Below are 26,339 nucleotides of genomic sequence, written 5' to 3'. Positions count from 1 at the left end.
TTTTCAGTTTGGATTGTAGCTTGGCTTGTGGACATAGGCCGTCCGTCCAATTCGAAAAGCCTGCCAGCAGCTGATAGCGAAAATGCAGCCTGTGACGCCGAACCAACCATTAACCCCTAAGATCGCCGTAATCTCTCCACTCAGTAAAGGTCCTAATAAACTTCCCATAAACATCCATGAATTGCTAATCATAAAGGTTCTGCTTTCCATTCCTGGCTTCATATACCGGCGAATTTGCGCTTGGATATTCGGAATCATAGCAGCTACACATAAGCCAAGGAGAAACCTGCAAATAAGAATGCTCAGATAGGAATGAACATACATTTGCGTAAAGCCTAGGATAGCAGCAGCAAACGTCGCTATTTTTAGAAGCGGCAAGGGACCGATACGATCTGCAAGCTTTCCTAGCAGCGGTGAGAATAGGATGACTGCTAGCGAAGTTGCCGCAAGTGCTATGCCAATACTTAGCGCTTCACTCCATATAAGATGGGATGATTGCTTAATATAGAAATGAATGATCGGACTTGTTCCCACTAAAGCAAAATTGATGCAAAAAGCAGAAATCAGCAGCTGCTGAAAGGGTCTGGTTTGCCAAACCTGCCTCCAATCCTCGATTAAGTTCTGCTTGGGCAAAACATGAACTGTTCGTTCCGGTTCTTTAATAAACCAAAGTACGCATAAGGAACCAAGCAGAATGAAAAAGCTCATCATCGGCATTACAGATTTTGCATGCAAGAAGATTAATAGTGCTCCACCCAGCAATGGACCAATCACAGAGCCGAGCTCACCAGCCATTTGCAAGCTTCCTACGGAGACTCCTACTTTCTCTTTAGGTGATCCAAGCACAACTAAAACCATCGTAAATGGTAGAATACCCGTGAAACACCCCTGGATAAAGCGCAAGATCACCAAATCAAGGGGGTGTTGGGCAAAAAACATCAGAAAAGTAACAATCACCATGCCAAATCCAGACCAAATCATCACGGGCTTCTGTCCATATCTATCCCCTATCTTGCCTAAAAGCGGCATGGCAATCATCATCGATAGGAAATTAGCTCCGAAAATTAGCCCGCTCCACACCAAGAGCTGATCGCTGTTAAGCCCACCAATCTCGATTAGATAAGCAGGCAATATGGGTATAAACATGCCATGTGCAGTCATGACTGTAAATTGCACGATCAAAAGAAAACTAAATTGCTTGCGCCAGCTTCCCATTATCTAATCCGTAGCTTTGTGGTACATAGCTTTATACATTTCATAGGAACCGTCTAGCTTAGCTGTAGATTTGCGTCCATGACCCCAACCGAGCTGCTCTCTATAGCTCCCAAGTATGCCATTCTCCCCAAGCAATTGCTCCGAAAAGGCTAGCGACTCATCGACCTCTGGTGCTACATATAAAGCATCAGCCGGACAATAAACTTCACACATAAAGCAGGTTTGGCAATCACTTTGACGTGCGATTACAGGAATCCCGCCTGAAGTTTTATCGAATACATTGGTTGGGCATACGGATACACATATGTTACATTCAATACAACGTTCTTCGCTTACCAATTCAATCATATGGTGAACACCTCCGCCTGAGTTGAAGTGCTTTCTGGTTTCACCCAAATCTTATCTAAACCACCAGTAATAAAACGATGCTGCTGATCCGAATTCTGGCCTGGATGATCCGTACGACGATGCATCCCGCGTGTTTCCTTGCGTTCAAGCGCTGTCGTATACATCCACCTTGCCGTAACTGCCATAGCTGTAGCTTCTGTAGCTTTTAATGAAGTCGTTCTAAACGAAGCGATACCTTCTTTAACCTCATCCCAAACCTGATCCAAACGTCCTAATGAATCGCGAAGACCTGTTTCAGAGCGGAATAAATTTTTATCATACGGATAAACCTCATCCTGAACGGCTTTAATAATCTCAGGGATAGAAGCTGAATCCTTAAAGCCTGAACGTGCTTGAAAACTCGATTGAGTTACACTCTTTAAATTTCTTTGCGCTGCATTTTCACCTAGCTTCTGAGCATAGATGGCTGCACCTTCACCAGACCAGAAACCGGATGACATCGCCCAAGCCGCATTATGGCTGCCGCCGCCTGTAAATCCACCACAGATCAATTCACGTGTAGCTGCATCCCCTGCTGCATAAAGCCCTGGCACTTTAGTTGCACAGCTTTCATCAACAATATGGATACCGCCAGTACCGCGAACAGTGCCTTCCAGACGCAGGGTTACCGCAAATCTTTTGCTAAAAGGATCAATACCGGCTCGATCAAATGGCAGGAAGAAGTTAGGCTGTGCTCTGCGCATCCATACCTTCATGCTTTCATCTGCTTTATCCAGCTTAGCGTAAACCGGCTGTGTTAATAGTGTTTTGGCAATGATCGATCGGCCTCTTTGTGAGCCAGCCCCTTCAATAACTGAGCCATCTTCGTAGGTAAATGTAGCCCAATTATAAAAAGCTGATTTGGTTACAGAAGCAAAAGCAGGAGCTAGTGAATAAGCATTGGAGAATTCCATTCCAGAAAACTCGGCTCCCGCTTCAGCAGCTAGTAAATAACCATCGCCAGTAAGCACATTACAGCCTAAAGCCTTGCTTAAAAAGGCACAACCACCAGTCGCAATAACTACTGCACCCGCATGAACTGTCCAAGGAGCATCTGCTTTTTGCGTTTGAATTCCTTTGGCACCGCCAACTCCATGCTCATCAGCAAGCAATTCTAGCGCTGGACTATGATCCAATATATGAACACCAGCCTTTTGCACCTGTTTACGCATTAAACGCATGTATTCAGGACCTTGCAAGCTGCGGCGAAATGGATTGCCATCATCATCTACCGGAAATGGGTAGCCCGCTTCAGCCAGCCAATTGATATTCGAATAGGTTTGATTCAATACTCTGGTCATCCAGCCGCGATCAGCCAAATAACCGCCTAATGCTTCACGGCTTCTCATGGCTTCTTCACGTTCATTTGCCTTGGGAGGGACATACCAAACCCCTGTTCCTGAAGGAGCGGTAGCACCACTGCTGCCGCAATAGCCTTTATCCACTAAGATAACTTTAGCTCCATTTGTTGCAGCGGTAATAGCTGCCCAGGCGCCTGCCGGACCTCCGCCTAGCACTAGTACATCTGCTTTTAAGTTAATCCCGTTTGATTGTTCGCTCATATTGTTGCCTCTTTTCCGATGTTATGATCTATTTTCCATTCCACAATGCTCTCCGATAATGGACGCCGATTATTTGGTTTTTCACGCTCTTGCAGAGCCTCTGCTAAGTCCTCTTTATTGCCTTGATATCCAATAGTAATAATCGCATGAATCTCAAAATCATCGGGTACCTGTAATAGCTCACGAGCCTTGTCTCTATCGAATCCACCAACCGCATGTGTGACCAATCCCAGCAGTGTTGCTTGCAAAGCCAGTTGAGCCCAAGCAGCCCCTGTATCAAAAGCATGTGCCAAGCTTGGCTCACCAACGGCATTAAGCTTTGCCGAAGTTAATAGCACCAATACTGGTGCATGGTCTGTCCATAATCGATTATTAGGTTTAATAAATTGCTGGAAGGTTAAAAGCTGCTCTTCCGAAGCAGCAATATAAAAACGCCATGGCTGCAGGTTGCTTGCTGAAGGAGCCCAACGTGCCGCTTCCAGAATACGGTTTAAATCCGCTTTTGTAACCTTCTGCTCTGTATAAGAGCGCGGTGACCAGCGGTTCAAAAACAGCGGGCTAACAGCATGCTCCGATTTGCGATTCAATTCAACAATCTCAAAAAGCTTTTCTGTTGGATCAAATGTTTGATATGAGGAATTACTCATTACTATCTCCTACCTTCCTAATGACTGAAAGGCCTCCCATAAGCAGGAAAGCCTCTATTATTTAAATCAAATTACTTTAAAATCCAAGCATTTAAATCAAAATCATTTTCTGCTAATTTTTCTTCAATTAGAAATTTCTTAGTGCCCTCGAGCAATTGAATCCCAGCATCTGAAAAGGGTTCTTCGGCAATTGAGCTTATCGGGCTTGCTTGTCTGACAGTTTCCTCTGGCAGTTTGCCTAAGCTTGTAGCAAATTTATAATAGTCGTCTTCTTTTGTTTTTAAATCGGCTAATGACTGCTTGCGTAGATCATTCCACAGCTTAGGGAATCCTGGGAATTTGCTTAAATAATCTTCCGTTACGACCGTTGTACTGGTTCCGACAAGATTAGCATGATCCGCTTCATGGTCCAGAACAGGGTAGCCTTGTGCAATAAGCTTGACTGCATTCGCTGATGCAACTGTCGTTGCTTCAATATCACCTTTAACTAGAGCTGCTTCAGCATCTGGAGCCAGCAAATGAATTAATTTCACATCAACATTTTGTTCCTTTAGTAATCCTGCAGCATAACGGTGCATATAAGAGCCTTTTTGTGTTGCTACTTTTTTGCCTTTTAACTCAGCAATGGTTTTTACGCCACCTTTTTTACCTATAATATAAGCGTCTAAGACCACAACTTGCTGTGCAATTAGCCTTGTTTTGGCTCCATTTGAACGAGCAAGTATGGCTGGCGTATCACCTAATAATCCAACATCCAGTCTGCCGCTAATCAAGGATTCCGTTAAATCCGGGCCATTCGGAAAGCCTGTAAAGGTAATCTCGGTAATGCCTTGTTTTTTTAATTCATCGGAAATAATACCACTTTTAAAGCCCCAGCCTTCAGCTAAGCTTGGCAAGTTAACTGAGCTTGCGCCAATATAACCAATGTGTAAAGCTTTTGGTATGTCCGTTTTTGCAGGTGCAGCAGAATCTTGTGTTGCTGCTGATGCCGCTGGTGCAGCCGAATCAGCCGAATCAGCCGTATCCGTAGTATCTTTGTTGCCGCAAGCTTGAATAAGCAATAAAGCTACTAATCCGATTGATAAACTAAGAATTTTAAACCGACTTACCCCTTTTTTTGCTTGAACATGTTTCATTTTAAATTACCCCTCTCATGGTGTATCCCATTTTTTACTATTACATTAACTTGGCTAATTTGTAGAAATCATCGGAAATCGAAACGGGCTTTCTACCGCGTCCCCAGCCTACTTTTTCTCTATAGCCGCCTAATAGCCCTAGCTCTTCTAAATCGGTTTCGTTTAATTCCACATTACTTTCCAGATTAGGCGCTACATAAAGTGCATCTGCTGGACAATATAATTCACACATAAAACAGGTTTGGCAATCCGATTGACGAGCAATTACCGGAATGCCGCCCTCTATGCGGTCAAACACATTTGTTGGACAGACCGATACACAAATGTTGCATTCGATACATTTGGTTTCGCTGACGAGTTGAATCATTGGGTAACAGCCTCCTTCTGGGCTGGAATAGGTTTAACCCAAACCTTGTCTAAACCTCCACTCAGCAAACGGCTCTTCTGCTGTCCATCCTGCTGCGGAAAATCCTCGCGTTTATGCATGCCTCTGGTTTCTGTACGCGCAAGCGCAGAGCTATACATCCAACGGGCAGTTGCCGTCATTGCAGCAGCTTCGCGAGATTTAACAGCTTCAGCTTGCGTAGGTGCAGCATCATTGCGGATATCCTGCCAAACCTGATCCAGCCGTTGAAGCGAGATTTTTAATTTCTCTTCCGTGCGGAACAAATTAATTTCATAGGGTGTCGCTTCATCTTGGACAGCACGTGTATATTCGGCTGCTTTCGACGGAGCTTCCTGCGCGCCTGATTTACCTAGATTAGTAGATGAAAGTCCTTTTACATTTCTAGTTGCCGCTTGTTCACCAAGCTTACGGGCATAATTAGCTGCCGCTTCGCCAGACCATGAGCCTGAAGACATCGCCCATGCAGCATTATGACTGCCGCCACCTGTAAAACCACCACAAATCATTTCGCGAGTAGCCGCATCGCCTGCTGCATACAAGCCAGGAACCTTAGTAGCGCAGGTTTCGTCTGTAATATGGATACCACCTGTACCTCTAACCGTCCCCTCTAAACGCAAAGTTACTGGAAACATTTGAGTGAATGGATCAATCCCTAGTCTATCAAAAGGTAAAAAGAAATTCGTTTGCGCTGTTCGCAATAAAGGTTTCAGCTCATCTGTTGCTTTATCCAGTTTGCAATAAACGGGCTCCGACAATAACGTTCTTGCAATCACGGAACGGCCTTTCGTTGAACCCGCCCCCTCGATAACCGTTCCATCCTTATAATAAAAGGAAGCATATCGATAATAGGCTGTTTTTGTAACCGATGAGAAGGTTGGCGCAATAGCATAGGCATTAGAAAATTCCATACCTGACATATCTGCACCAGCTTCAGCCGCCATCAAGTAGCCATCACCTGTTAATACATTGCAGCCGAGCGCTTTACTTAAGAAGGCACAGCCGCCGGTAGCAATTATTACGGCTCCTGCTGTAACCCTCCACGTATTACCGGTTTGGGTTTGCACCCCTGACGCTCCTCCAACTCCATGATCATCTGCCAGCAATTCCAATGCAGGACTGTGATCCAGAATCGTAACCCCGGCTTTTTTAACCAATTGACGCATCAGCTTCATATATTCGGGTCCTTGAAGGCCACGACGATATTGGTTCCCTTCATCATCTAATGGAAATGGATACCCCCAATCAGCAAGCTTATTCATATTGCCATAGGTACGATCCAGCACACGATCCATCCACGCTTTATCGGCCAATTGCCCGCCTAAATCATAACGGCTATTCTTAGCTTCATCCCGCTCTTGCTTATCCGGCTTCACATACCATACCCCTGTTCCGGATGGTGCAGTAGCACCGCTTGAGCCACAATATCCTTTATCAACTAATACAACCTTGGTGCCTGAAGCTGCAGCTGTAATAGCCGCCCATGTACCCGCAGGTCCTCCCCCAATAATCAATACATCTGCCTCAAGTTGAATGCTGGTTCCTAATAAATGACTCATTTAAATGACCTCCTAGTGATTTACTTTAGCCTTGAAAGCTATCCTGCCATTTAAGAAATCTACGCTCTGCTACTCGGACAATCCAATCTGTCAATCCACCGACAACTGCAAAAATCAAGATCCCTACGAAAATAATAGGTACATCCGAATCTTGTTTGGCCTGGAGGATAAGAAAGCCTACACCCGATTGCGAGCCTATTAGTTCAGCAACAACTAAACCGATCCATGCGATTCCCATGGATATCCGTACTCCCAAGAAGATATTGGGCAACGAAGCGGGCAGAATCAAACGAGTGATTTGTTTAAAGCGATTGAACTGCAGCACCTTAGCTACCTCAAACAGCTTATTATCCACATTTCGGATCCCCAAGAATGCATTCACGTATAAAGGGAAAAAGCATCCATTTGCAATAATCACTACCTTTGAGGTTTCATCAAAACCAAACCAGAGGATAATTAGCGGCGCAGTGGCCAGATACGGAATTAATCTCAGGACTTGAATGGTTGGATCGAGAATTCTTTCCGTTTGACGGAATAAGCCGACTAGAAGCCCAAACAACAAACCAAGGCTGCCCCCAACTAAAAATCCACTACCAGCACGAATTAAACTAATTCGCACATGAATCCACAGCTCCCCGCTCAAGAGCAATTTTTTAAATGCTGCAGCTATTACTAGCGGTGTTGGCAGGAATAGCTCCGAAATTAAACCGAATTCACCTAAAACCTGCCACACCACCAAGACGAAAAGGGGTAAAATAGCACCGACCAATAAAGAAGAAATGTGATTATTTAACTTAAACTTTGTTAAAACTCGCTTCGAAGCTTTTGTGGAATGCAGCCGCTGTGCAATAGCTTCCGTTTGGATACTCATCGAATCTCACTCCTTACTAAATTCCCGAGCTGTCTATCAATTCAAGCTCTTCAATTTTCTCGAATTCGTTCAAAATCTTAAATCTGAATTCCTGAAAAGACACATTTGACCTTTTGCGCGGATAAGGCAAATCAATTGGAAATATACGTCGTATCGAGCCAGGTCTAGGCTTTAGCACCACCACACGATTAGCTAGATAAATAGCTTCATCGATATCATGTGTTACAAAAATCATCGTCGTTTTGTTCTTCTGCCAAATATCCAATAATACATCCTGCATATGCGATCTTGTGAATGCATCAAGGGCGCCAAAAGGCTCGTCGAGCAGCAGCACCTTCGGGTTTCTCAATAATGCACGTGCAATGGCAACTCGCTGAGCCATCCCGCCAGAGAGCTCTCGGGGATAAGATTTTTCAAAGCCTTTCAGCTTAACCAGCTCTATCAACTCATCGACTTTTTGCCGAATCTGCGGATTTCTTAACGATAAATCTGCTGCTATATTCTTTTCTACAGTCAACCATGGGAATAACCGCGGCTCTTGAAATATAAAGCCTTTATCAATCCCAGGTCCTGCCACTTGTTGATTCTCCAATTTGACACTGCCGCTATGCTGTATATCTAAACCTGCAATTATTTTTAGGAGCGTGCTTTTCCCACATCCACTAGGTCCAATCACCGTAATAAACTCGCCTGCATTAATGTTTAGATTTATTCCTTCTAAGGCTTGCACATTTCCATTTGAGGTTTCAAATTTTCGATTTAATTGGCTGATTTCTAATAATAAAGCGCTCATGAATATCCCCCCAGCTTGTATTTATTGGCCTCGGTAATTATCCTGCCAGCTTAATAATTTTCTTTCTAATAAGCGAACCGCAGTATCCGTAATAATTCCAACGATTGCAAACATCAGAATCCCCACAAAAACCACAGGTGTTTTACCAAACTGCCTTGCGTCTGACATTAGATAACCAATTCCTTCAGAAGCACCAATCAGCTCAGCAACGACTAAACCCAGCCAAGCGACACCCAATGAAATTCGTACACCTAACAGAATATTAGGTAAAGCTGCCGGAATTATTAAGCGGATAATTTGCTTGAACTTACTGAACTCTAGAATTTTTGCAACTTCAAAGAATTTATTATCTACATTACGGATGCCAATAAAGGTATTAATGTACAGGGGGAAAAAGGCGCCTTTTGCAATCAGATAAATTTTTGAAGCTTCTCCAAATCCAAACCAGAGGATAAACAATGGAGCTACAGCCATCGCTGGAATCATTCGGATCATTTGGATCGAAGGATTTAGCGACTTTTCAGTTCTTTTAAACAAACCAACAAATAATCCAAAGGCAAGACCCAAACTGCCGCCTAACGCAAACCCTCCAATAACTCGAATTACACTAATTTGCAAATGTTCGAATAATTCCCCTGAAACGATCAGCTTTTTCAAAGCTTTAAAGATTGTATACGGTGTTGGAAACAATAAATTTGAAATATACCCCAAATCCCCCAGCACTTGCCACGTTAGCAGAACAGCGAATGGAAAGATCGCACCTAAGATCCATGGCATAAATAGCTTTTTAAAAATAGAGTTCTTGTTCAAAAGCATTTTTCCAACTTGGGCTGTTTGTATTTCGGATGATTGAATACTCATTTGCTTAAGCTCCCCCTTCTAACCCATCAAAAAGAGACATTCTCTTAGTAACAGAAAATGTCTCCGTTCAAACGGTCGACTGTTGTCTTTATGCAATTTTCCCTGTAAAAAAAGGATCAGATTCCAGCTTAAATGCTGAAATCCAATCCTCTAGTTATCTAGTCGGTTAATGGCGCGTTATCATACTATTTAATTCCAATAAGTTTACTTGGTTATTATATTAACTCGACTAGTGTGATCTTGTCAATCTATATTTGCCAAAAAATTATAGGTTTTCGCTAAAGCGTCTTCTAGATATGGAGTTGTTCCCGCAAAAGGATGTACAGCACCGAAAGTGTGCGTACCACCTGGAATGCTTAGGTGTGTTTGCTGAGGCGCAGCTTCACGCAATTTACTTGCGCCGTATAACAAGCGATTGAAATCCTTATCTCCTTGAAGAATTAGCGCAGGAATAGCCAAATTTGCAAAACGGCCAATGATATCAAAGCGTTGGCGATTCTCTGCTAAATCATTGAAAAAGGCTGCGGTTATCGGCATTTGTTGCTTGGTTCGGGCATTCTCCGTATACGCAATTCCTTTCTCTCTGACCTCAGCCTCGAAGACATCATCGAATAAATTCGGATTGGCACTGCCATTCCAAGTCACGACTGCTTTAATTTCAGGATGGTCTAACGCATAAATTAAGCTGTTTGCACCGCCTCGACTATGTCCCAGCAAATAAATGCATTGCTTATCTGCACCAGCCGATTGTGGTAAGCTCCCCTCAGTAATCTGCTCCACGATCGCATCTATGTCCCGCTGATCTTGTGAATATGTATTGTCGGCAAACTTAGCTAACTCATCAAAATCCGTTACGTTTACTCCATTGCGCGAGAAATTAAAATGAACCGTATAAAAACCACGCTCTGCAAACCAATCGGTAATATAGGGAAAAAAGCCCCAATCTTTAAAAGCCTTGAAGCCATGACTGACGAGCAAGATTGGTTTTTGCTGATTATCCTGTAAGGCTTTCGTTTCTCCACGAACCGTTAAATCATCTCCAAGCTTAATTTCAAAATGCTCCGTTATCACGTTTATTAGGCTCATTTGCGAAAACTCCCCTTTAATTTAGTATGGTAGTTATATACTAAACTTACCAAGGGAATCGTGCAACTCATCCAAATTTATCAATAAATTTCTAACGAGAATCCGCTAATTTTTCCGCTATATCCTGAGCAATTAATCTGCCATGAAAACGACCGGTTTCAATAAACACTTCATTCGCATTTTCACCTGAGGCTATAACGCCAGCAATGTATAATCCCTTGACATTGGTTTCCATAGTTTCCGGATTATGCTCAGGCTTGTCTCCCCCAGGCTGCATGCGGACTCCCGCCTCTTCCAAGAGCTTTCGGTTAGGACGAAAGCCTGTGAGCGCCAGCACAAAATCATTTTCAAGGGTTACTGTTTCAGTATCCGTTTGGATGGTTATACTGCGAGGGTCGATTTGCTTGACGTTGGCTTGAAACAACATTCGGATTGTGCCTTTTTTCACCAAGCTTTCATAATGGGGTCGTACCCATGGCTTAATGCTAGTAGAAATACCTTCTCCGCGATAGATGACCGTCACTTCCGCCCCCACCCGATTAAGCTCTAAAGCTGCATCTACAGCAGAGTTGCTCCCGCCAATAATCGCAACCTTCATCCCTGTATAGGGATGGGCTTCACGGAAGTAATGAGTCACCTTACTAAGACTTTCTCCGGGTATATTCAATAAATTCGGCTGTTCAAAATACCCTAAGGCTATCACAACATGACGAGCTTCATAGCTGCTGGTTTCTTGAAAACGATTAAGGGTTTGCACCTCAAAATGGTCACCGAGCTGATTAATCGCGATTACCGCTTCATAAGGTTGAATGGCAAGCTTATAATGTTTAGCAACATTGCGATAATAAACCAAGGCTTCAGTGCGTGTTGGCTTCTCATTAGGTGTAGTAAACGGGATATTCCCAATCTCCAGTAATTCAGGCGTACTGAAAAAGGACATATAGGTCGGATACATATAAATCGAGTGAACGATCGAGTTCTTCTCAATAATCAGCGATTGGAGCTGTATTAACTGCAATTCAATAGCGGCGGATATCCCACACGGACCCGCCCCGACAATGATAACGTCCCTCATGATAGACTCCTATACTCGTACTTGTTGAAATGTTAGTTTATTATATATTAATACTAGTCAATCGGGTTTAAATCATAATTGGGCTTGGATTGGGTATTAACATGATTATGCGCTAGCCTTGCACAGCTTGCCGAAACTAAGGCACAAACGGTATCATCCATAAATGTATTGCATTTGCCGTTTGAGTGATCGCGATCAAGCTCACCAATGATGCCAGGCTTGGATTTATCCAAATAACCAAAATTCGTAATGGCAATCATCCCATACATCATTGAAATTGATATGTTCACGGCCTCGTCTACACCGTATAAGCCCTCATCATTAGCAACTATTGCTTGAAATTGCGCACCAAACTCGTTTTGCTCCACGCCTTCATCGATTTGTGCACAAAGCTGAATTGTATGAAAGGTTTGCTGTTTGCGAAGCACGCCTAATACATGACCTTTACAATCCTCAAAAGTCAGCTCCGAATTATAAGGCTTTTGGAGAATGAAAACCATATCAACAAGATGATTCAAGGTCACACCGCGACGTAATAGAATAGCGAGGTTCTCTTCAGTATAATCTTGAACGATGCCAGTTACCAAGACCTCTGCGGTACAAGCAATTAATGCACAAACCCCTTTGGCAATAAAGCTTTTTGGGTGCTTTTGCGGGAAAAAGCTGCGAAAGGTGCAATCCACATAACCAAAAAAACTAACAGCGCCAGAGCTATACATATGACAGATATTCAATGCAATCGTCCGATGCTGGTTATAGGAAGGATGTTTCATGCTTTCCTGTAAAACCTCATCCACTTCTGCTTTCTTTTCCAGCTCCATTAAGGTTAATAATACCGAATATGTCTCGGTTTTTTTAAGCACAGCATTCAAGGCTAGTTCAACATCGGTTAATTCTACAGGGATTGTTTTGACACTATGCAGCAATTGAATGACCGCCAGCATGATCTCTTGTTTGGGGTAAAACGTATATAATTCCGCAAGTAAATCGGAAAAAGTATGCTCTTTGTCAGCTAAAAATGATTTCATTTCCTTCAGCTCCTCTAGGGGTTCTTCCTAACACCTTTCATTATAGCACAAAGGATATCCGCGCTAAATGTCGAAGAAAGTAGTATACTTACAAATCCATCATTGATTTTTAGGAGGTTTTTATATTGCGTAAAATGGCTCGAGTCAAGCATTTAACAATTGGTTTTGTCTGCGGTGCGCTCTTTTTCTCTGGAATGACCTATGCAGCAACTTCAGTTGGAATTGACGTTTATTTTCGTCCTGTTCAATATTTCTTCGATGGCGTGAAGAAAACGCCGACCGATGGCACACAAGGCTTCCTATACAAGGATAAGCTATATGTTCCTCTACGATTTCTTTCTGAATCATTGGATAAGCCAGTCTACTGGGACGAGCCCAATACCTCTGTCTATGTTGGCTTAAAGCCTGAGAACACAGGGGCATCGAAACCACAAACACCCATGGGTAATATTCAAGTCTTCCCAGCCAATAATCCATGGAATACAGATATCTCTAAGCTGCCTGTTCATACTAAATCTGTTGATTACCTCGGCTCCATCGGCTTAACAACAGGACTGCATGCCGATTTCGGAACGGTCTGGGATGGTGCGCCAATTGGTATTCCTTATACAATCGTCGGCAAAGATCAGCCCAAAGTCAAAATCCAATTTACCGATTATGGGGACGAAAGTGATCCTGGCCCCTATCCGATTCCGTTGAATGCCCCAATTGAAGGCGGACCTAATGGGGATGGCGACAGGCATGTGATTGTTGTTGATCGCGATAATCAATTGCTATATGAGCTCTATAATGCTCACCCGACAGCAACAGGATGGACAGCGTCTAATGGAGCTAAATGGGATTTGAAGTCGAATGCTTTAAGGACCAAATATTGGACCTCCGCAGATGCAGCAGGCTTGCCCATCTTCCCTGGACTCGTACGTTATGATGAGGCTGCATCAGGCGAAATCAATCATGCTATTCGCTTTACAGTTAGCAAAACCCAGAAAGCATTTATCCTGCCAGCGACACATTATGCATCCAGTGATACTAAAGCAAGCCTGCCGCCAATGGGTCTAAGAATACGCTTGAAAGCAGATTTCGATATCACGAAATATTCCAAAATCAATCAAGCTATCCTCCGTGCCATGAAAACCTATGGGATGATTGTCGCAGATAATGGCAGCAATTGGTATGTAAGCGGCGCACCCGATAAACGTTGGGATGATGATGACCTTCACGAGCTGGGCAAAGTAAAAGGCTCCGATTTCGAAGCCGTGCTTACTGGAGAAATTGTGAAATGAGCTTTATTCGATGCTTAATAGAGCACGGTAAAGGATTGGATCCCAGGTAACCTTGGCTCCCAAGGTTTCTGCAACAAATCGCAGTGGAATATATATATGCCCTTCGCGAATTGTCGGTGCCACATCCAAGGTTACAGGCAAGCCATTTACTTCCGCTATTCGATCATCTGGGCGAAGCACGAGTGTTGTTTCGCCCTTTTTAGCGGTTAGCACGCGTTTAGCTTCATCCCATTTGAATTCTGCTTGAATGCGTTCAAAAATCCCGCGAAACGGTACCATCGTTTTTTCCTTATATACATAGCCGCGAAATTCGTCAATGAATTGGCCATTTACCGTAACTTGAACCTGCGGCTCCTTATAACGCCTAACAACCAAAGCATTACTTAACAAGCGACTTGGCGTGCGCTTCATCGAACCTTCGTAATAAAGCGCAGAGCTTGCGCCTCCGTCCATATTCATCGCATCTGTTAAGCCTAGCTTCAATAACACATTCGCCATATCTGAAGCAGTTGCTGCTGAAATTGTACCTAGCACAAGTTTTTTACTTTTATCTACTCCTACAAAGCTGCGCGCGTTGGCGTTTGTGGTTATCTTAGGATCGGTAAAACCATCTCGTTTATAATCGATATCGACTTTTCCATTGGTTAAAAGCTTAGGTCCCACGCCAATAGCAGCCTCCCAGTTTTCGCTGCTGAGTGTTTCATTGGCTTTTTTTACAGTAGCTTCGAGCTCAGCCTTATCACCAACATGGAGCTTCGATACAATATATTTAAGATTGGAGTCCGTATTCCCGACGAATATAACTTGCCCATTGGTAGGAATTGCAGCTGTATTAGTCGTAATTTGCTTGATCACTTGATCCGCAATCACGATTTTGGTTCCTTTGGTGAAAGCTACTGACTTGCCGAATTCAGTTGTATATAAATTGACTTGATCCAATACAGCAGCACCGTAATATTTATTCACTCCCCATGGAGAAAATGTATATTGGGTTCCATCTGAATGTGTGATATGGATCTTCATCTCTGTTTTGAGATATTCAATTTGTGGAAGCTTGTCTATCCCAACTGATAATGATTGATTCGCACCAGAATGAATAATCTCACCCGAGCCAACCAATAAACCATTGGGATATCTAATTGTCGCATTCTCTTCATATGCGTCAAAAAATGTACCGTTTATCCCTGCAACTGCATCATTGCTACTAAGCATTGAAGCGAAATCCTCGACATGCCCGACTCCAGCATCAGCAACAACTGGCATCACACGTAAATAAGGATCTTTAAGATCGACTGTAACCATTTGAACCGTAAAAGCCTTACCTTGATAGGTAACAGACTGAGATTTATAACTAACTGAACTGCTGGCGCTGATGGTGGTTGGTATGGAAGCTCCAAGCCCGACAGAAAACCCAAGGATCGTTATGCCAACAATCCGTTTAGCACCCCTGATCCTCGTATTGAGCTGCATGATGCTTACCTCCCCATTTCTTGCTCTATCAGCTCGCTTGTTGTTTTCAATTTAGCAAACCGTCCGCCAATAATAGCATTATGATGCTGAATAATTTGACCGGCTGTGAGGATCCTGCCATCAAAAGTACTATGCGCATCTTGGACCAGAACATTCTGATAGCCCATACTAAAAGCTCTTCTGCAGCTAGTATCCAGACAAAATTCGGTTTGCATGCCTGCTATTATTAAATGCTCAATCTCAAGCTTCTGCAGCTCTTCATGTAATGGAGTGAGATGAAACGCATCCCAGGTTGTTTTCTGAATAATAAGCTCATCTGCTCTCGGCGACAGCATTGGGTAGATCTCCCAGGTTGAACTCCCTCGATAGAATTCATCGGTTTCATCGGAGCTTGTATGTTGAATAAAAATCACTGGGATTTGGGATGAACGAGCTTTCTCTACAAGCTGCAATAAATTGGCCAGAATTTGTTGCTCATTGAATAGCTTGAAATTCTCGTACGTAAACATTGCCGTTTGGACATCAATAATTAATAAAGCGGTTTTCTGCATCACGCTATCATCTCCTTACATCACAATTTCTTTAATATCGGTATAAATTTTCGCAAAAAGATCGGCGTCCTTGGATTTCATCTGACGAATTAAGCGCAGATTTGGACAGACTATACCAACCATACCACCGGCTGCTTTAATAGCAAGGATATAATCTGTAAAGCTCTTTAATTCTAAATCGGTTAAAGTTTCCAGTTCAAAATGAAACACGACCTTTAAAGGTTTAATGAATAAAAAGCCCTGCATCGCTGTATTAATCGAACTCATTGAAACCTCATCCAAATTAGGATATACGGTAATGATAAAAATCCCATTTTTATTATCAATCACAAACGGCTGATCGAACTTGCTGGCTGCCAAGAGCTTCCCGTCCTCGATTGAATCTCCTTCGCGTTTATCCTGAGGCAAATCAAGTACAGTATTAATAGTCATCAGCATTTTCTCCAAAGTGATTGGCTTGAGGATATAATGCATGGCGCCATTCTGAATAGCTTCGAAAACCATACTTTTCTGATCCAAGGCGCTGATCATGACGACTTTGGCATTGGGATAGGTAGCAATAATCTTCTTCAGCGAATCCAAGCCGCTCATAATCGGCATCGTAATATCCATCGTTACTAAATCGGGTAAATGCTTGGCATATTCCCGGTAGCCTTCCATTCCATTAGAAGCCTCCGCAACCACTTCATGTCCCGCTTCAGCCAAGAGCACTCTTAAATTTCTCCGCATAAGAATTGAATCATCTACAATAAGAATAGTAGCCATTAGTTAACCTCTTTTCATAATTACAAAGCTGATTTGCATGCTCCCAAATTCACATTCCATTATACATGACCAAATTTCTGCATCTGTATATTTAATCGATGCGCCTTCCGTATAAATCGTAACAGGTGGATCCATGATCATAAAATCAGAGAAATATTGAAACAGCTTAATCGAATTGCCCAGTATTATATTCGAGGTTTCAGCAAGCGCATCCTCCACATAGGTATCTAGCTCATCCCCAGTTAATGGATCCAGTACAATACCTCTAACCATCTCTCTGGATAACGCTTCATCAACAGTCATCACGAAGATACCTTCAACTGCTCCTTTGAACCCGACAAAGGAAGTTACCTTTTTCAGGGATAGCTTCTCCCCAGTTAGACGATCAAAGCTAGGTTGTGACTTTAGGCTCAAATGTGCGAATTGCTCAAAATATTGCAAAGTGGTCTCAATACAAGGCTGCAGCGTTTGCGGAAAATCAATTTCCTGAACGGAGCTAAGCTCCTCATAAGGCACATAAAAACGGAAGCTTGTCCCTTTACCTACCTCTGTAATAACCTCGATACTTCCACCAAGCTTTAATACTTCTGCTTTCACAGAAGATAATCCGATGCCTCTTCCTGAGATATCACTAACTAAATCCTTGGTCGAAAATTGATCGTGAAAAATAATTTCAATGATTTGCTTTTCGCTCATAGCTTCCATTTCTTCAAGTGTATAAATCGCCTTTTCTAAAGCTCTAAGACGAATAACCTCAGGATCAATCCCTTTACCATCATCAGAAAGCTCTATACAAACTTGACTTTGCTCAATCTGGATAATGCAACGAATGCTGCCGCTTTCTGCCTTGCCTAACTCAACCCGCTCTTCTGGTTCTTCAATCGCATGATCGATCATATTACGGAAAACATGAATCAAGCTGCGGCTGAAATCATAATAGAGCTCTGTGTCCGCGAAAAACTCGCCACCGACAATTTCTATGGGCTCAACGAATTTCTCCATCCGCTCTGCAAGGCCACCGATGTATTCGGGATAAGTTTTTAATAAATCGCGGAATGATTTAAATCTGAGCTTGCGCAGATCAGGAATAAGGATTTTGCATTCATTGGGTGAAAGAATCGTCAGCATTTTGCGTTCGATTTCCATAATCTTCGATTTATCAACCATTAATAAATCGTCCTGATGGAAGAACGATTCTCCAAGGATGGAGTGCAAGATTGCCATATCAGCTTCCAACCATCCACTGATGCCAATTCCTTGAATTTCTGCTTCGAGACCAGCTTGACTTAAATCGTCCGAAATTTTGAGCAGCTCTGAGAAATGAGATTCCGCTTCATGCAATTTTTGGACTACGTTGGTTAAGCCAAACTGTGAAAAACTGCCTTTATAGGTGTGAATATCGCGATAAATGGCCAGCAGCTTAGACTTCACAGCTTCATTCTTAAACAGAATATCCTGAAGCTCTATCTCTGTGAACAGCTTGAAATTACGTACACAATCCGTGAAATCACCATAGCTGACAATAACTTTAACGACCATTTTGAGAATATTGCGCTCTGCTTCCATTTGGCTTTGCAGTTCACGTTTTTCCGAGATATCGGTTAGGATGACCATTATGGATTCAGAAGCTAGCATGTCATTACTGGCGATCATTTTAAAATCCAAGCGGATATGCTTCTGTCCTAATACTATTTCTTCTGGCAACAACGGAAAATAAATGTTGCGTTTGGCTTTATCTGTTTCACTAAACAGCTTATGCAGCAAATTATCAATGAAACGTTTTTGCTCCACATCCCCTTCAGTAATTAGACTTGCAAAAGATAAACCCTCAATCTCTTGCTCAAAAAGATGTTTGCACTCCCGGCTATACTCTGGATCTACCAGTAAACTGCTGCTGAAAGTAAGAAAACCTTGTCCCGCATTATCCAGCAGATTACGAATCGAATTCCCGCTTCTAATCAACTGCTGCTGAGCTTCCTGCAGCTTCAACTTAGATTGGTTTAACTCTTCATTCTGAGCTTCAAGCTCTTCATTCTGGTCTTCCAATTCATTCTTCTGATCCTGCAGCTTTTCGCTGTAGTCCTTCATTTTGTTCATAATTAAATTAGAGGTATCTGCTAAGGTTTCAATTTCACGCAAAGGTTTAACTAAGACAATTTGACTGTCCATCGAAGTTGATTCATTAGCTATTTCGATCATTCTTCCGGTCAATTGCTCCAAAGGCTTTAATAAAGGCTTTGACATTAGCTTACTAATAAACCGCGAGATAATTAAACATACCACCATGAGAATAAGGAAAAGTATCGAAAGGCCAATAAATATAATAACCATAAATTGAGGTGCGATCATAGAAGAAACCTGGCCAACTTCCAGCTTATTTTGATCATATAATGGATTTGTGGATTTAATTGTAAAGCGCTTGAGCAGCCAGTCAAATATAAAATTACTTTCCATATCACTTAGCTTTTCATCATTTGCATACAATACTCGATCACCCATTTGAATACGAAGCAGGATAAAGTCAAGATCAAAATCGAGGCTGGTTGAAATTGATTTTTTGGCTTCTGCATCTTTATTTTCCACCATTTTATTCAGCGCTTCAACCGGGATATAGCTCTCCAGCTTAGTAATATGATCCATGCTTTGCACCCACGCTTTAGCTTGTGCCGCTTGCGGGTTAAATTCCACTAAACTAGCAATTTGCTGTTCATGAAGGAAGCTCTCTGAATTCATTTCCCGTGTTATCGTATTGCTAATAATATTGGAGAAGAAGCCTGAAACCGGCTGTAAGAAAATGTTGAGCCCAATTACAATGGTAATGCTAAATAAAAAAATACTGAGAAATGATGCAGCATACACGGTACGTGAAATCCGTTTCTTCAAAGTACGTTTATTTACTCTGTGACTCATCCTATTCACCTGCCTTTAGATTTCTCAGCGCTTCTTGACATCGATCTATATAGAGATTGACTAGTATATCTTCAGGACAAAGGTCTTTAAGCTCGATTAACTTAGCTTGTGCCTCTGAAATTCTCTGCTCATGATAGCAAGCAACTGCTTGTTCGAATAACACCTTATGTATTTGTTTATAGTATCTTGTGTCAGGTGCGTCGGCTTCAAAAACCTCATAAACGTTAAGCGGTTGAGCTTTACCTTTAACCTCGACTTTATCTATCCAGCGAACCGTCTTTCGATTGGCTTCTCGCAGCTGATTGTAGGTAGATTCACTTATGAGAATGGATGTGTTATAGACTTTATTCAAATCTTCGATTCGCGAGGCAACATTCACGGCATCACTGATGACGGTCCCCTCCATGCGGTTTACTCCACCTACAATACCCAACATTAAACTGCCAGTATTAATCCCAACACCAATTCGGATCGAATCAAATCCAGCGAGCTCTCGACTTGTATTATAGAGCTTTAACTCAGCTATCATCTCGCCTGCCGCTTTAATGGAAGCATCCGGATCTTGATGAAACAAGGCCATAATGCCATCTCCGATAAATTTATCAATAAAGCCATAGTTCCGTTGAATGATAGGCTCCATACGCATAAAATAGGAATTCAACAATTGGAAATTTTCCTCTGGGGATATGCTTTCAGACAAGGTTGTGAAGCTGCGAATATCGGCGAACATCACAGACATTTCCGTTTTTACGTGATCACCGTGCTGAACTTGGATAATACTCTGCTTCTGTAAAAAACGAATGAAATCATGCGGCACGAAGCGCTCATAAGCTTGGGTTAATTTAATTTGTTGGAGCTTGGCGAAACGTTCCTCTTCAAAGCCTTTTTCGAGATGATCGACATTCTTAAGCATTTGGTGGTTAATCTGCAGTACTTTGTCAAAAGCAGCAGAAATACTAGGTTCAGCTTTGAGGAATATAGGCTGGGGCACATTATCTACGATAAAGCCTTCTGAAATATCCTCTAAAGTTGCCAGGAAATGCTGCAGAGGTTGCTCGATTCTTTGTTGATAGATCCGATAGACAACAACAGCATAGATACCTGCCAACCCTATCCAAACAAGTCCCCCGATTATTAATCGAACGGATAATTCAGCTAAGGTAACCATGCTGTTTAATAGGTAATAATTAATTAACAAGGCTGGAATTAACACCATAACAACTAGTAAAATCAATAAAAACCGCAGCAGCTGTAGCTTCGGTTTATTCATAGGTAATCGTTATCCCACTGAAATGTTGAGTTAAGCTAACTTGCAGCTCTTGGCTTCGCGCGATTAATTGCACGACTCCTTCAGCTTGGCGAATTGTTTTGATAATTTCTGTTAATTCAGCAAGTATCGATTGCTCGAGGAATGGAGCTTCATTGAAGTCAAAAGCAATATGTAAGGGTTTAATAAATAGCAAGCCCTGCAGTGCTGATTTAATCGGCTGTAATCCTTCGGCAGACAGCTTCTGCGGGATGGCAACTACAAACATCCCATTGCGATTGGATATCGAGACAGGCTGATCTGGATTAGCACTTGGCATTGGTTCAGACGTGGATTCTGCTGCTAAGACCTTTTCTACTACATTCAATAGCTTGTCCGCAGTGATTGGCTTAATAATATAATGCTTCGCCCCATGCTCCAGTGCTTCAAACAACATGCTTCGTTGGTCAAACGCAGAGATTACAATGATACAAGCATCCGCATAATCGGCTCTAATTTTCTTTACTGCTTCTAAACCATTCATAATGGGCATGGTTACATCCATAGTTACTAGATCAGGAAGCAATCGCACATAGGTTTGGTAAGCTTCTTCTCCGTTAACCGCTTCAGCTATAACCTCATAACCAGCTTGGGTGAGAATCGAACGTAAATTCTTGCGCATTACCGTGGAATCATCCACTATCATTATTCGCTTCATTGCTTAATTGATTCTCCCTATTTCAGACTATATATACGTTTAAACAACTCTAGCAGAAGCTAATATTATAGCATTTAATGCCAAAAAAGGCACTTCATAAGAAGTGCCTTTTCGACAAATTACACTAAATTTCTCGCTTTATTTTGTAACTTCAACCTTAATCGAGAGAATCTTCACATCATAAGTTGGATCACTCATCTCACCATATGCGCTTTCTTGGACAGGTGTTTTTGCAATGGTTTGCAGAACATCCATTCCTTTAGAAACCTTGCCAAAAATCGAGTAATTGGGCAACTCATTTAGCTGTGCACAATCTGCTCCCGTACAAATGAAGAATTGACTGCCATTCGTATCTGGTCCGGCGTTAGCCATTGCAAGGGTACCAGGCTCATATTTATGTCCATTCTTCAATTCATCTTTAAATGTATACCCAGGTCCTCCTGCTCCCGTACCTTCAGGATCCCCGGCTTGCACCATAAAGCTCTCCATAATCCGATGAAACAGAATATCATTATAAAAACCACTATTGGACAGTACAAAGAAATTATTAACCGTTAATGGAGCATCCTTGGCGAATAGATCAATTGTAATCGTGCCTTTTGATGTAATCATTGTCGCTTTGTATTTTTTTTTCGGATCAATCACCATAGCTGGTGCTTCCGTATAGGTTGGTCTACCCACGTAAACCGTTTCTGATTTACTGTCATAGCTAACTGGTTTACCCATTGATTCACCAACAAATCTAAGTGGAACATATGTTGTCCCTTCATAGATAAAACCTTTGCCTACTGTAGGCGCTTGTTCAACCCCATCAATTATGTATTTAAGATTATTATAGAAAACCTCAATTTTCGTACCTGCCGCTGCATATACCACAGATGAACAAGCCAATACCCCAATCAGTAACCCAATTACTAAACCTTTTAATTTATCTTTCACAATACTCCGCCTCCACTATCTATTATGATGTACACGTATTATTTCGTCATTCCCTACACAAATGTTAATAGTTTTTCGAATATCTCATAGATTTTAAACATATATTCCTCTAAAAGGAGGTCGTAGCCTGATGATTATTAAAGCAAGTGTTGCTATTATCGCCATAGCATTCGTTGTATTGGTTGTTTATCTAATTCGTATTCTTATTAAAGGCATGGGTTCGCTCGAAGAAACGAATAAAACCTTGTCCGAGGTCAGGAACGCCATTCATGGACTTACCCAAGAATCCAAGCAGCTTATTCATACTGCCAATCAAATCACAACCGATGTGAAGGGTAAAATAAAAACCGTTGAACCTATCTTTGAATCCGCTCATGAGGTTGGAGAAGCGCTACATAGTGTTACGAGAACAGTTAAACAAGCTGCTTCCGTAATTGGTGATGCCCTCCATCCCACGATTGAAAGCGAGCCAAGAAGACCCTTGCAAATAAAATTAAAATAAGAGCAGGAGGTGAAAAAAATTGCCAACTATACTCGTGCAAATTGCTTATCTGATTATCTTTATCTGGTCAGTCATGATGCTGGTTCAGGATTTACAGGTATCTCGCAAGGCTTGGATCACTGTTTTACTTCATGCGGCTGTAGCTATTGTATCGCTTGATTTCTTTCTGGCCATAACTGACTTCTAGATGAAGTTTGGCACAATAAACAAGCTGAAGCCTAATCTTCAGCTTGTTTTCTTTTTTTTGCAGCTTTGTTGATAGAGGTTAAGCCAATGATCCATCTCAATGGATGCCGTAATCACTTCCGTGTTCAAAAAATTATATTGATGTTTTTCCACGATGCGAATTAATTCCATTCGCTGTTTTTCTATTGTATACTCTATTAATCCAATAGACGCATGACTTAATTTATTTAAGCTCATATCGATAAATCCTCCTAAGCAAAGAATATTAATAACCAAATTCAACTATTATATATCATTCGTAGGTAGTAGTAGAATTATGTCGTAGAGTTGTCGATTTGTGTCATATAAATTCCAAATCTTAAGATTCAGGTACAAATTGAATGACAATCTCGATAATTTCGGATCGACTTCCTAATCGAATAGGTGGTCCCCAGCTTCCAAATCCGGAAGAAACTATCGTATGCATATTTCCTTTTTTTAAGTAACCCCAATCAAGCTCGTACAATCTTTTCGTAATCCAATGAAAAGGCGTCATTTGCCCCCGATGAGTATGGCCGGATAACTGTAAATCGATTCCTTGTGCTGCTGCCTGATCCAGATGATAGGGCTGATGATCCATCATAATTAAAGGAAAGGCTTTATCTACTCCTTCAAGCAATTTATCCACCCCATCTCGACCATAGGCAGAACGATCCTTTCTCCCAATCACATAGAAGCTATCCGCTATCATTACAGAACGATCCATTAAAACTTCAATGTCGATCGCCTTCATTTGTTTAACGAACTCTTCAATTTTACCACCGATATACTCATGATTCCCGAGAATAGCATAAGTGCCAAGCGGAGCTTTCAGCTCTTGCATTTGTTCGGACATGCGATGTCTAATAAACGGTTCAATGTCGTCATCCAATATATCACCAGGCAAAAGAATTAGATCTGGCTTTAATGCCTTTACCTGATCAACCAAACGCTGCAAATGTTTATTCCGCACAATAGAGCCCAAATGTAAATCGGAGGCTGCAGCAATTCTGAGCTGCTTCATCTCTCCAGCTGCTTTGGGAATCAAAATTTCATATTTACGAACAATTGGATTCCATGCATTCCAGGAGCCGCGGAGAATAATCAGCGTGATTACTACTAATAGGCTAATACCTAACCAAGGGATATAAGTATCAACTTCAACACCGCCTAAATGTAAAATCCAAGCGATAAGATCAACTAGCGGCAGGAGAAGCAGACTATATGTCATGATGGCAAACCAATAAGAACCCATAACCTTGAGCAGCTGGGAAAAGGCCTTAGGCATCCCTCTTGCCCCTAATCTGGCAATGATATAGGAATAGGCAATAAACCAGAAACAAAGCCAATAAATCCAGCTTAAATGAACATCGAACAACTGATTGATAAATAACCTGCTTTGCGAGCCAATATAATAATTAATCGCTGTAAAAATAACTAAAATCGTAAGAATAATCCCGATAATACGCGGTTTCATTTAAACACTCCTAATCGGAAGAATAATAGTAAAGGTCGTTCCTACGCCAGGAGTTGATTTAAACTGGATTTTGCCATTATGATTCTCAACAATCCGATAACAAATCGACAATCCCAAGCCTAACCCATTGTCTTTAGTCGTAAAAAACGGTGTGAAAATATCTTTCATTTGCTCATCCGTTATCCCCGTCCCAATATCACTAATACTTATTACAATAATATTGGGATCAAGAGAATCATAGGAAAGGCCAATCTCAACCTCTCCTCCGCTAGGCATAGCTTCAAAGGCATTTTGAATCAAATTAATCAACACTTGCTTCATTTGAACAGCATCGATATAAATCATGATTAGCGGATTGCATAGATTGACAGTAAGGAGCATATTCTTCAAATTGCCTTGAATCGTCATAAACTGTACAGTATCTAGAATAAATGCTTGCAGCTGAATGACTTTCTTTTCAGGAAAGCTTGGTTTAGCCATCAGCACAAAATCAGACACCATTTTATTCAAATCACGCAATTCACTAAATACAATTTCTAAATACTGTGAATCCTGAATTTGAGTTGATTTCCTTTCCCTAATAAGCTGGATAAATCCCATTATGGTTGTAAGCGGATTGCGAATTTCATGGGCAATTCCTGCTGCCAGCTTACCAACTGCCGAGAATTTCTCGTAGGTTATGATCTGCTTTTCAAGCTCAAAACGCTCTGTAATGTCCCTAATCTGCAAATAAGCTCCTTTAATCTCTGCTCGATCATTGCGGATGGGGATCGCGTCCAGTAAACAAATCATTCGTTCATTATCTACTAAAGTAAACGTACATTCGACATTCGCCAAGTGGCATCCTGAGCTTAAAACCTTCTGCATATATTCTGCAAATATTTCAAAAATCAAAATGGAGCTGCCTATAACTTCTTCCCGCTTAGCACCTGTAATTCGTTCAATTAAAGGGTTGAACTCAATAATAATCCCTTTGTCATCTGAAATAATAATGCCATTATTAACCGAGTTGATCAGAATTTCATTCAATAAATCCTGATGTCTATTCTTACGCCTTAGAACTATCTCACGCTCCATTGAATCTACCATATTGGATAACAGCGGCAATACGAATTGACTATGAAATTCCAGCAAAGTTAATATATTAACCGTGCCGCCTAATTGATCTATATTATCAAAAGAAAAGGGAATGCTGTAGCAAGCCGACAAATGCAGATGTTCGTGAAAATGATTTTCACCTAGCAGCTCTACGGGCTTTTTCTGCTCCAATGCCAAATAAGTTGAATTCGTACCCATATCAATCTCATTCATTTGAATGCCTTCTTGGATCCCTAAATGATGAATCATCTCTCTAATCGCTTTATTTCCGACAAAGCAAATGACATATCCACGATCATCCGTTAATGCGATAAGTATCGGGGTTTTTTCGAGAAGCTTGGTTGTTTTTGCACCAAAATAATCCAAAACCGAGATAACCTCACTATAATCCTGCTGCATTTTCTGTAATTCACTTGCGCTTAAGCGGTTTTTGATAGTTGGGATTACATGGGGCTGCAGGCCATTTTCGAAACATCTTTTTTTCGAATCTATGATGTATTGTGCTTCCATATTGAATTTCCTCACTTTTGATTAAATCGCTTTTATACGCTTA

Annotated in this window: 26 protein-coding genes; 3 read left to right on the top strand and 23 right to left on the bottom strand. The window is 41.7% G+C overall.

The features are described 5' to 3' along the window. Positions 1 to 3: 3 nt before the first annotated feature. The 13 genes from EHS13_RS16515 to EHS13_RS16455 form a co-directional block, all read right to left on the bottom strand. On the bottom strand, positions 4 to 1,215 hold the full coding sequence (locus EHS13_RS16515; RefSeq protein WP_155701394.1) for an MFS transporter: 1,212 nt from the start codon (positions 1,213 to 1,215) through the stop codon (positions 4 to 6). A 3-nt stretch (positions 1,216 to 1,218) separates the two neighbouring features. Further along, positions 1,219 to 1,563 (bottom strand): 4Fe-4S dicluster domain-containing protein, encoded by a 345-nt coding sequence (locus tag EHS13_RS16510; protein ID WP_155701393.1) that lies wholly within the window; start codon positions 1,561 to 1,563, stop codon positions 1,219 to 1,221. Then, positions 1,560 to 3,164: an FAD-dependent oxidoreductase gene (locus tag EHS13_RS16505; RefSeq protein ID WP_155701392.1), complete on the bottom strand. Its 1,605-nt coding sequence runs from the start codon at positions 3,162 to 3,164 to the stop codon at positions 1,560 to 1,562. Before EHS13_RS16505 ends, EHS13_RS16510 begins: the two co-directional genes overlap by 4 nt. Further along, positions 3,161 to 3,811 (bottom strand): nitroreductase family protein, encoded by a 651-nt coding sequence (locus EHS13_RS16500; protein WP_155701391.1) that lies wholly within the window; start codon positions 3,809 to 3,811, stop codon positions 3,161 to 3,163. Before EHS13_RS16500 ends, EHS13_RS16505 begins: the two co-directional genes overlap by 4 nt. 71 nt (positions 3,812 to 3,882) lie before the next feature. Next, on the bottom strand, positions 3,883 to 4,947 hold the full coding sequence (locus tag EHS13_RS16495) for an ABC transporter substrate-binding protein (protein ID WP_155701390.1): 1,065 nt from the start codon (positions 4,945 to 4,947) through the stop codon (positions 3,883 to 3,885). 40 nt (positions 4,948 to 4,987) lie between these two features. Further along, the gene (locus EHS13_RS16490; RefSeq protein ID WP_155701389.1) at positions 4,988 to 5,314 is read right to left on the bottom strand and encodes a 4Fe-4S dicluster domain-containing protein; all 327 of its coding nucleotides are present in this window, start codon (positions 5,312 to 5,314) and stop codon (positions 4,988 to 4,990) included. Further along, on the bottom strand, positions 5,311 to 6,909 hold the full coding sequence (locus EHS13_RS16485; RefSeq protein WP_155701388.1) for an FAD-dependent oxidoreductase: 1,599 nt from the start codon (positions 6,907 to 6,909) through the stop codon (positions 5,311 to 5,313). Before EHS13_RS16485 ends, EHS13_RS16490 begins: the two co-directional genes overlap by 4 nt. A gap of 25 nt (positions 6,910 to 6,934) precedes the next feature. Beyond that, entirely contained in the window at positions 6,935 to 7,774 is an 840-nt protein-coding gene (locus tag EHS13_RS16480) for an ABC transporter permease (protein ID WP_405083585.1), read from the bottom strand. A 22-nt stretch (positions 7,775 to 7,796) separates the two neighbouring features. Further along, complete coding sequence (locus tag EHS13_RS16475; protein WP_155701386.1) at positions 7,797 to 8,573, bottom strand: ABC transporter ATP-binding protein; 777 nt, start codon at positions 8,571 to 8,573, stop codon at positions 7,797 to 7,799. Positions 8,574 to 8,594: 21 nt separating this feature from the next. After that, positions 8,595 to 9,389: an ABC transporter permease gene (locus tag EHS13_RS16470; protein ID WP_405083584.1), complete on the bottom strand. Its 795-nt coding sequence runs from the start codon at positions 9,387 to 9,389 to the stop codon at positions 8,595 to 8,597. A 288-nt stretch (positions 9,390 to 9,677) separates the two neighbouring features. Next, positions 9,678 to 10,520 carry an alpha/beta hydrolase family protein gene (locus EHS13_RS16465; RefSeq protein WP_155701384.1) on the bottom strand — a complete coding sequence of 281 codons (843 nt, stop codon included), beginning with the start codon at positions 10,518 to 10,520 and terminating at the stop codon, positions 9,678 to 9,680. 91 nt (positions 10,521 to 10,611) lie between these two features. Next, positions 10,612 to 11,595: a YpdA family putative bacillithiol disulfide reductase gene (locus EHS13_RS16460; protein ID WP_155701383.1), complete on the bottom strand. Its 984-nt coding sequence runs from the start codon at positions 11,593 to 11,595 to the stop codon at positions 10,612 to 10,614. A gap of 53 nt (positions 11,596 to 11,648) precedes the next feature. Further along, positions 11,649 to 12,623, bottom strand: coding sequence for a phosphatidylglycerophosphatase A family protein (locus tag EHS13_RS16455; RefSeq protein ID WP_155701382.1), 975 nt, complete (start codon positions 12,621 to 12,623; stop codon positions 11,649 to 11,651). Between the two features lie 125 nt (positions 12,624 to 12,748). On the opposite strand from EHS13_RS16455, the gene EHS13_RS16450 reads away from it, so the two are divergent. Beyond that, positions 12,749 to 13,906, top strand: a complete 1,158-nt coding sequence (locus tag EHS13_RS16450; protein ID WP_155701381.1) for a stalk domain-containing protein — start codon at positions 12,749 to 12,751, stop codon at positions 13,904 to 13,906. A 3-nt stretch (positions 13,907 to 13,909) separates the two neighbouring features. On the opposite strand, the gene EHS13_RS16445 is transcribed toward EHS13_RS16450, so the two are convergent. From EHS13_RS16445 to EHS13_RS16415, 7 genes are all read right to left on the bottom strand, one after another. Further along, positions 13,910 to 15,376: a stalk domain-containing protein gene (locus EHS13_RS16445; RefSeq protein WP_155701380.1), complete on the bottom strand. Its 1,467-nt coding sequence runs from the start codon at positions 15,374 to 15,376 to the stop codon at positions 13,910 to 13,912. A gap of 5 nt (positions 15,377 to 15,381) precedes the next feature. Continuing rightward, positions 15,382 to 15,927, bottom strand: coding sequence for a cysteine hydrolase family protein (locus tag EHS13_RS16440; RefSeq protein ID WP_155705392.1), 546 nt, complete (start codon positions 15,925 to 15,927; stop codon positions 15,382 to 15,384). A 15-nt stretch (positions 15,928 to 15,942) separates the two neighbouring features. Continuing rightward, positions 15,943 to 16,692, bottom strand: a complete 750-nt coding sequence (locus EHS13_RS16435; RefSeq protein WP_155701379.1) for a response regulator — start codon at positions 16,690 to 16,692, stop codon at positions 15,943 to 15,945. Positions 16,693 to 16,695: 3 nt separating this feature from the next. Further along, positions 16,696 to 19,602, bottom strand: coding sequence for an ATP-binding protein (locus tag EHS13_RS16430; protein WP_155701378.1), 2,907 nt, complete (start codon positions 19,600 to 19,602; stop codon positions 16,696 to 16,698). 1 nt (position 19,603) lies between these two features. Then, positions 19,604 to 20,872, bottom strand: a complete 1,269-nt coding sequence (locus tag EHS13_RS16425; protein WP_155701377.1) for an adenylate/guanylate cyclase domain-containing protein — start codon at positions 20,870 to 20,872, stop codon at positions 19,604 to 19,606. After that, the gene (locus EHS13_RS37365; RefSeq protein ID WP_155701376.1) at positions 20,865 to 21,566 is read right to left on the bottom strand and encodes a response regulator; all 702 of its coding nucleotides are present in this window, start codon (positions 21,564 to 21,566) and stop codon (positions 20,865 to 20,867) included. The genes EHS13_RS16425 and EHS13_RS37365 overlap by 8 nt, the downstream gene beginning before the upstream one ends. A 138-nt stretch (positions 21,567 to 21,704) precedes the next feature. Further along, on the bottom strand, positions 21,705 to 22,505 hold the full coding sequence (locus EHS13_RS16415) for a peptidylprolyl isomerase (protein ID WP_193571508.1): 801 nt from the start codon (positions 22,503 to 22,505) through the stop codon (positions 21,705 to 21,707). A gap of 130 nt (positions 22,506 to 22,635) precedes the next feature. On the opposite strand from EHS13_RS16415, the gene EHS13_RS16410 reads away from it, so the two are divergent. Together EHS13_RS16410 and EHS13_RS16405 are read left to right on the top strand one after the other, a co-directional pair. Continuing rightward, complete coding sequence (locus EHS13_RS16410; RefSeq protein WP_155701374.1) at positions 22,636 to 23,007, top strand: DUF948 domain-containing protein; 372 nt, start codon at positions 22,636 to 22,638, stop codon at positions 23,005 to 23,007. A gap of 19 nt (positions 23,008 to 23,026) precedes the next feature. Next, positions 23,027 to 23,194, top strand: coding sequence for a hypothetical protein (locus EHS13_RS16405; RefSeq protein ID WP_155701373.1), 168 nt, complete (start codon positions 23,027 to 23,029; stop codon positions 23,192 to 23,194). A 38-nt stretch (positions 23,195 to 23,232) separates the two neighbouring features. On the opposite strand, the gene EHS13_RS16400 is transcribed toward EHS13_RS16405, so the two are convergent. The 3 genes from EHS13_RS16400 to EHS13_RS16390 all read right to left on the bottom strand — a co-directional run bounded on the left by EHS13_RS16400 (position 23,233) and on the right by EHS13_RS16390 (position 26,296). Further along, positions 23,233 to 23,430 (bottom strand): aspartyl-phosphate phosphatase Spo0E family protein, encoded by a 198-nt coding sequence (locus EHS13_RS16400; RefSeq protein WP_155701372.1) that lies wholly within the window; start codon positions 23,428 to 23,430, stop codon positions 23,233 to 23,235. Between the two features lie 121 nt (positions 23,431 to 23,551). After that, a complete protein-coding gene (locus EHS13_RS16395; protein WP_155701371.1) occupies positions 23,552 to 24,688 on the bottom strand; it encodes a metallophosphoesterase in 1,137 nt (378 codons plus the stop codon). Beyond that, complete coding sequence (locus EHS13_RS16390) at positions 24,689 to 26,296, bottom strand: ATP-binding protein (protein ID WP_155701370.1); 1,608 nt, start codon at positions 26,294 to 26,296, stop codon at positions 24,689 to 24,691. Positions 26,297 to 26,339: the final 43 nt, after the last annotated feature.

Origin of the sequence: Paenibacillus psychroresistens (assembly GCF_009728935.1) — a bacterium.
GTDB lineage: Bacteria > Bacillota > Bacilli > Paenibacillales > NBRC-103111 > Paenibacillus_AC > Paenibacillus_AC psychroresistens.
The sequence above is the reverse complement of the archived record's forward strand: the minus strand, read 5'-3'. Positions and strand labels throughout refer to the sequence as shown.

Bases quoted from the DNA above. Each gene is read 5' to 3' on its own strand.
- EHS13_RS16515 (WP_155701394.1), bottom strand. From the start codon at position 1,215: ATGGGAAGCTGGCGCAAGCAATTTAGTTTTCTTTTGATCGTGCAATTT.
- EHS13_RS16510 (WP_155701393.1), bottom strand. From the start codon at position 1,563: ATGATTGAATTGGTAAGCGAAGAACGTTGTATTGAATGTAACATATGT.
- EHS13_RS16505 (WP_155701392.1), bottom strand. From the start codon at position 3,164: ATGAGCGAACAATCAAACGGGATTAACTTAAAAGCAGATGTACTAGTG.
- EHS13_RS16500 (WP_155701391.1), bottom strand. From the start codon at position 3,811: ATGAGTAATTCCTCATATCAAACATTTGATCCAACAGAAAAGCTTTTT.
- EHS13_RS16495 (WP_155701390.1), bottom strand. From the start codon at position 4,947: ATGAAACATGTTCAAGCAAAAAAAGGGGTAAGTCGGTTTAAAATTCTT.
- EHS13_RS16490 (WP_155701389.1), bottom strand. From the start codon at position 5,314: ATGATTCAACTCGTCAGCGAAACCAAATGTATCGAATGCAACATTTGT.
- EHS13_RS16485 (WP_155701388.1), bottom strand. From the start codon at position 6,909: ATGAGTCATTTATTAGGAACCAGCATTCAACTTGAGGCAGATGTATTG.
- EHS13_RS16475 (WP_155701386.1), bottom strand. From the start codon at position 8,573: ATGAGCGCTTTATTATTAGAAATCAGCCAATTAAATCGAAAATTTGAA.
- EHS13_RS16470 (WP_405083584.1), bottom strand. From the start codon at position 9,389: ATGCTTTTGAACAAGAACTCTATTTTTAAAAAGCTATTTATGCCATGG.
- EHS13_RS16465 (WP_155701384.1), bottom strand. From the start codon at position 10,520: ATGAGCCTAATAAACGTGATAACGGAGCATTTTGAAATTAAGCTTGGA.
- EHS13_RS16460 (WP_155701383.1), bottom strand. From the start codon at position 11,595: ATGAGGGACGTTATCATTGTCGGGGCGGGTCCGTGTGGGATATCCGCC.
- EHS13_RS16455 (WP_155701382.1), bottom strand. From the start codon at position 12,623: ATGAAATCATTTTTAGCTGACAAAGAGCATACTTTTTCCGATTTACTT.
- EHS13_RS16445 (WP_155701380.1), bottom strand. From the start codon at position 15,376: ATGCAGCTCAATACGAGGATCAGGGGTGCTAAACGGATTGTTGGCATA.
- EHS13_RS16440 (WP_155705392.1), bottom strand. From the start codon at position 15,927: ATGCAGAAAACCGCTTTATTAATTATTGATGTCCAAACGGCAATGTTT.
- EHS13_RS16435 (WP_155701379.1), bottom strand. From the start codon at position 16,692: ATGGCTACTATTCTTATTGTAGATGATTCAATTCTTATGCGGAGAAAT.
- EHS13_RS16430 (WP_155701378.1), bottom strand. From the start codon at position 19,602: ATGAGTCACAGAGTAAATAAACGTACTTTGAAGAAACGGATTTCACGT.
- EHS13_RS16425 (WP_155701377.1), bottom strand. From the start codon at position 20,872: ATGAATAAACCGAAGCTACAGCTGCTGCGGTTTTTATTGATTTTACTA.
- EHS13_RS37365 (WP_155701376.1), bottom strand. From the start codon at position 21,566: ATGAAGCGAATAATGATAGTGGATGATTCCACGGTAATGCGCAAGAAT.
- EHS13_RS16410 (WP_155701374.1), top strand. From the start codon at position 22,636: ATGATTATTAAAGCAAGTGTTGCTATTATCGCCATAGCATTCGTTGTA.
- EHS13_RS16400 (WP_155701372.1), bottom strand. From the start codon at position 23,430: ATGAGCTTAAATAAATTAAGTCATGCGTCTATTGGATTAATAGAGTAT.
- EHS13_RS16395 (WP_155701371.1), bottom strand. From the start codon at position 24,688: ATGAAACCGCGTATTATCGGGATTATTCTTACGATTTTAGTTATTTTT.
- EHS13_RS16390 (WP_155701370.1), bottom strand. From the start codon at position 26,296: ATGGAAGCACAATACATCATAGATTCGAAAAAAAGATGTTTCGAAAAT.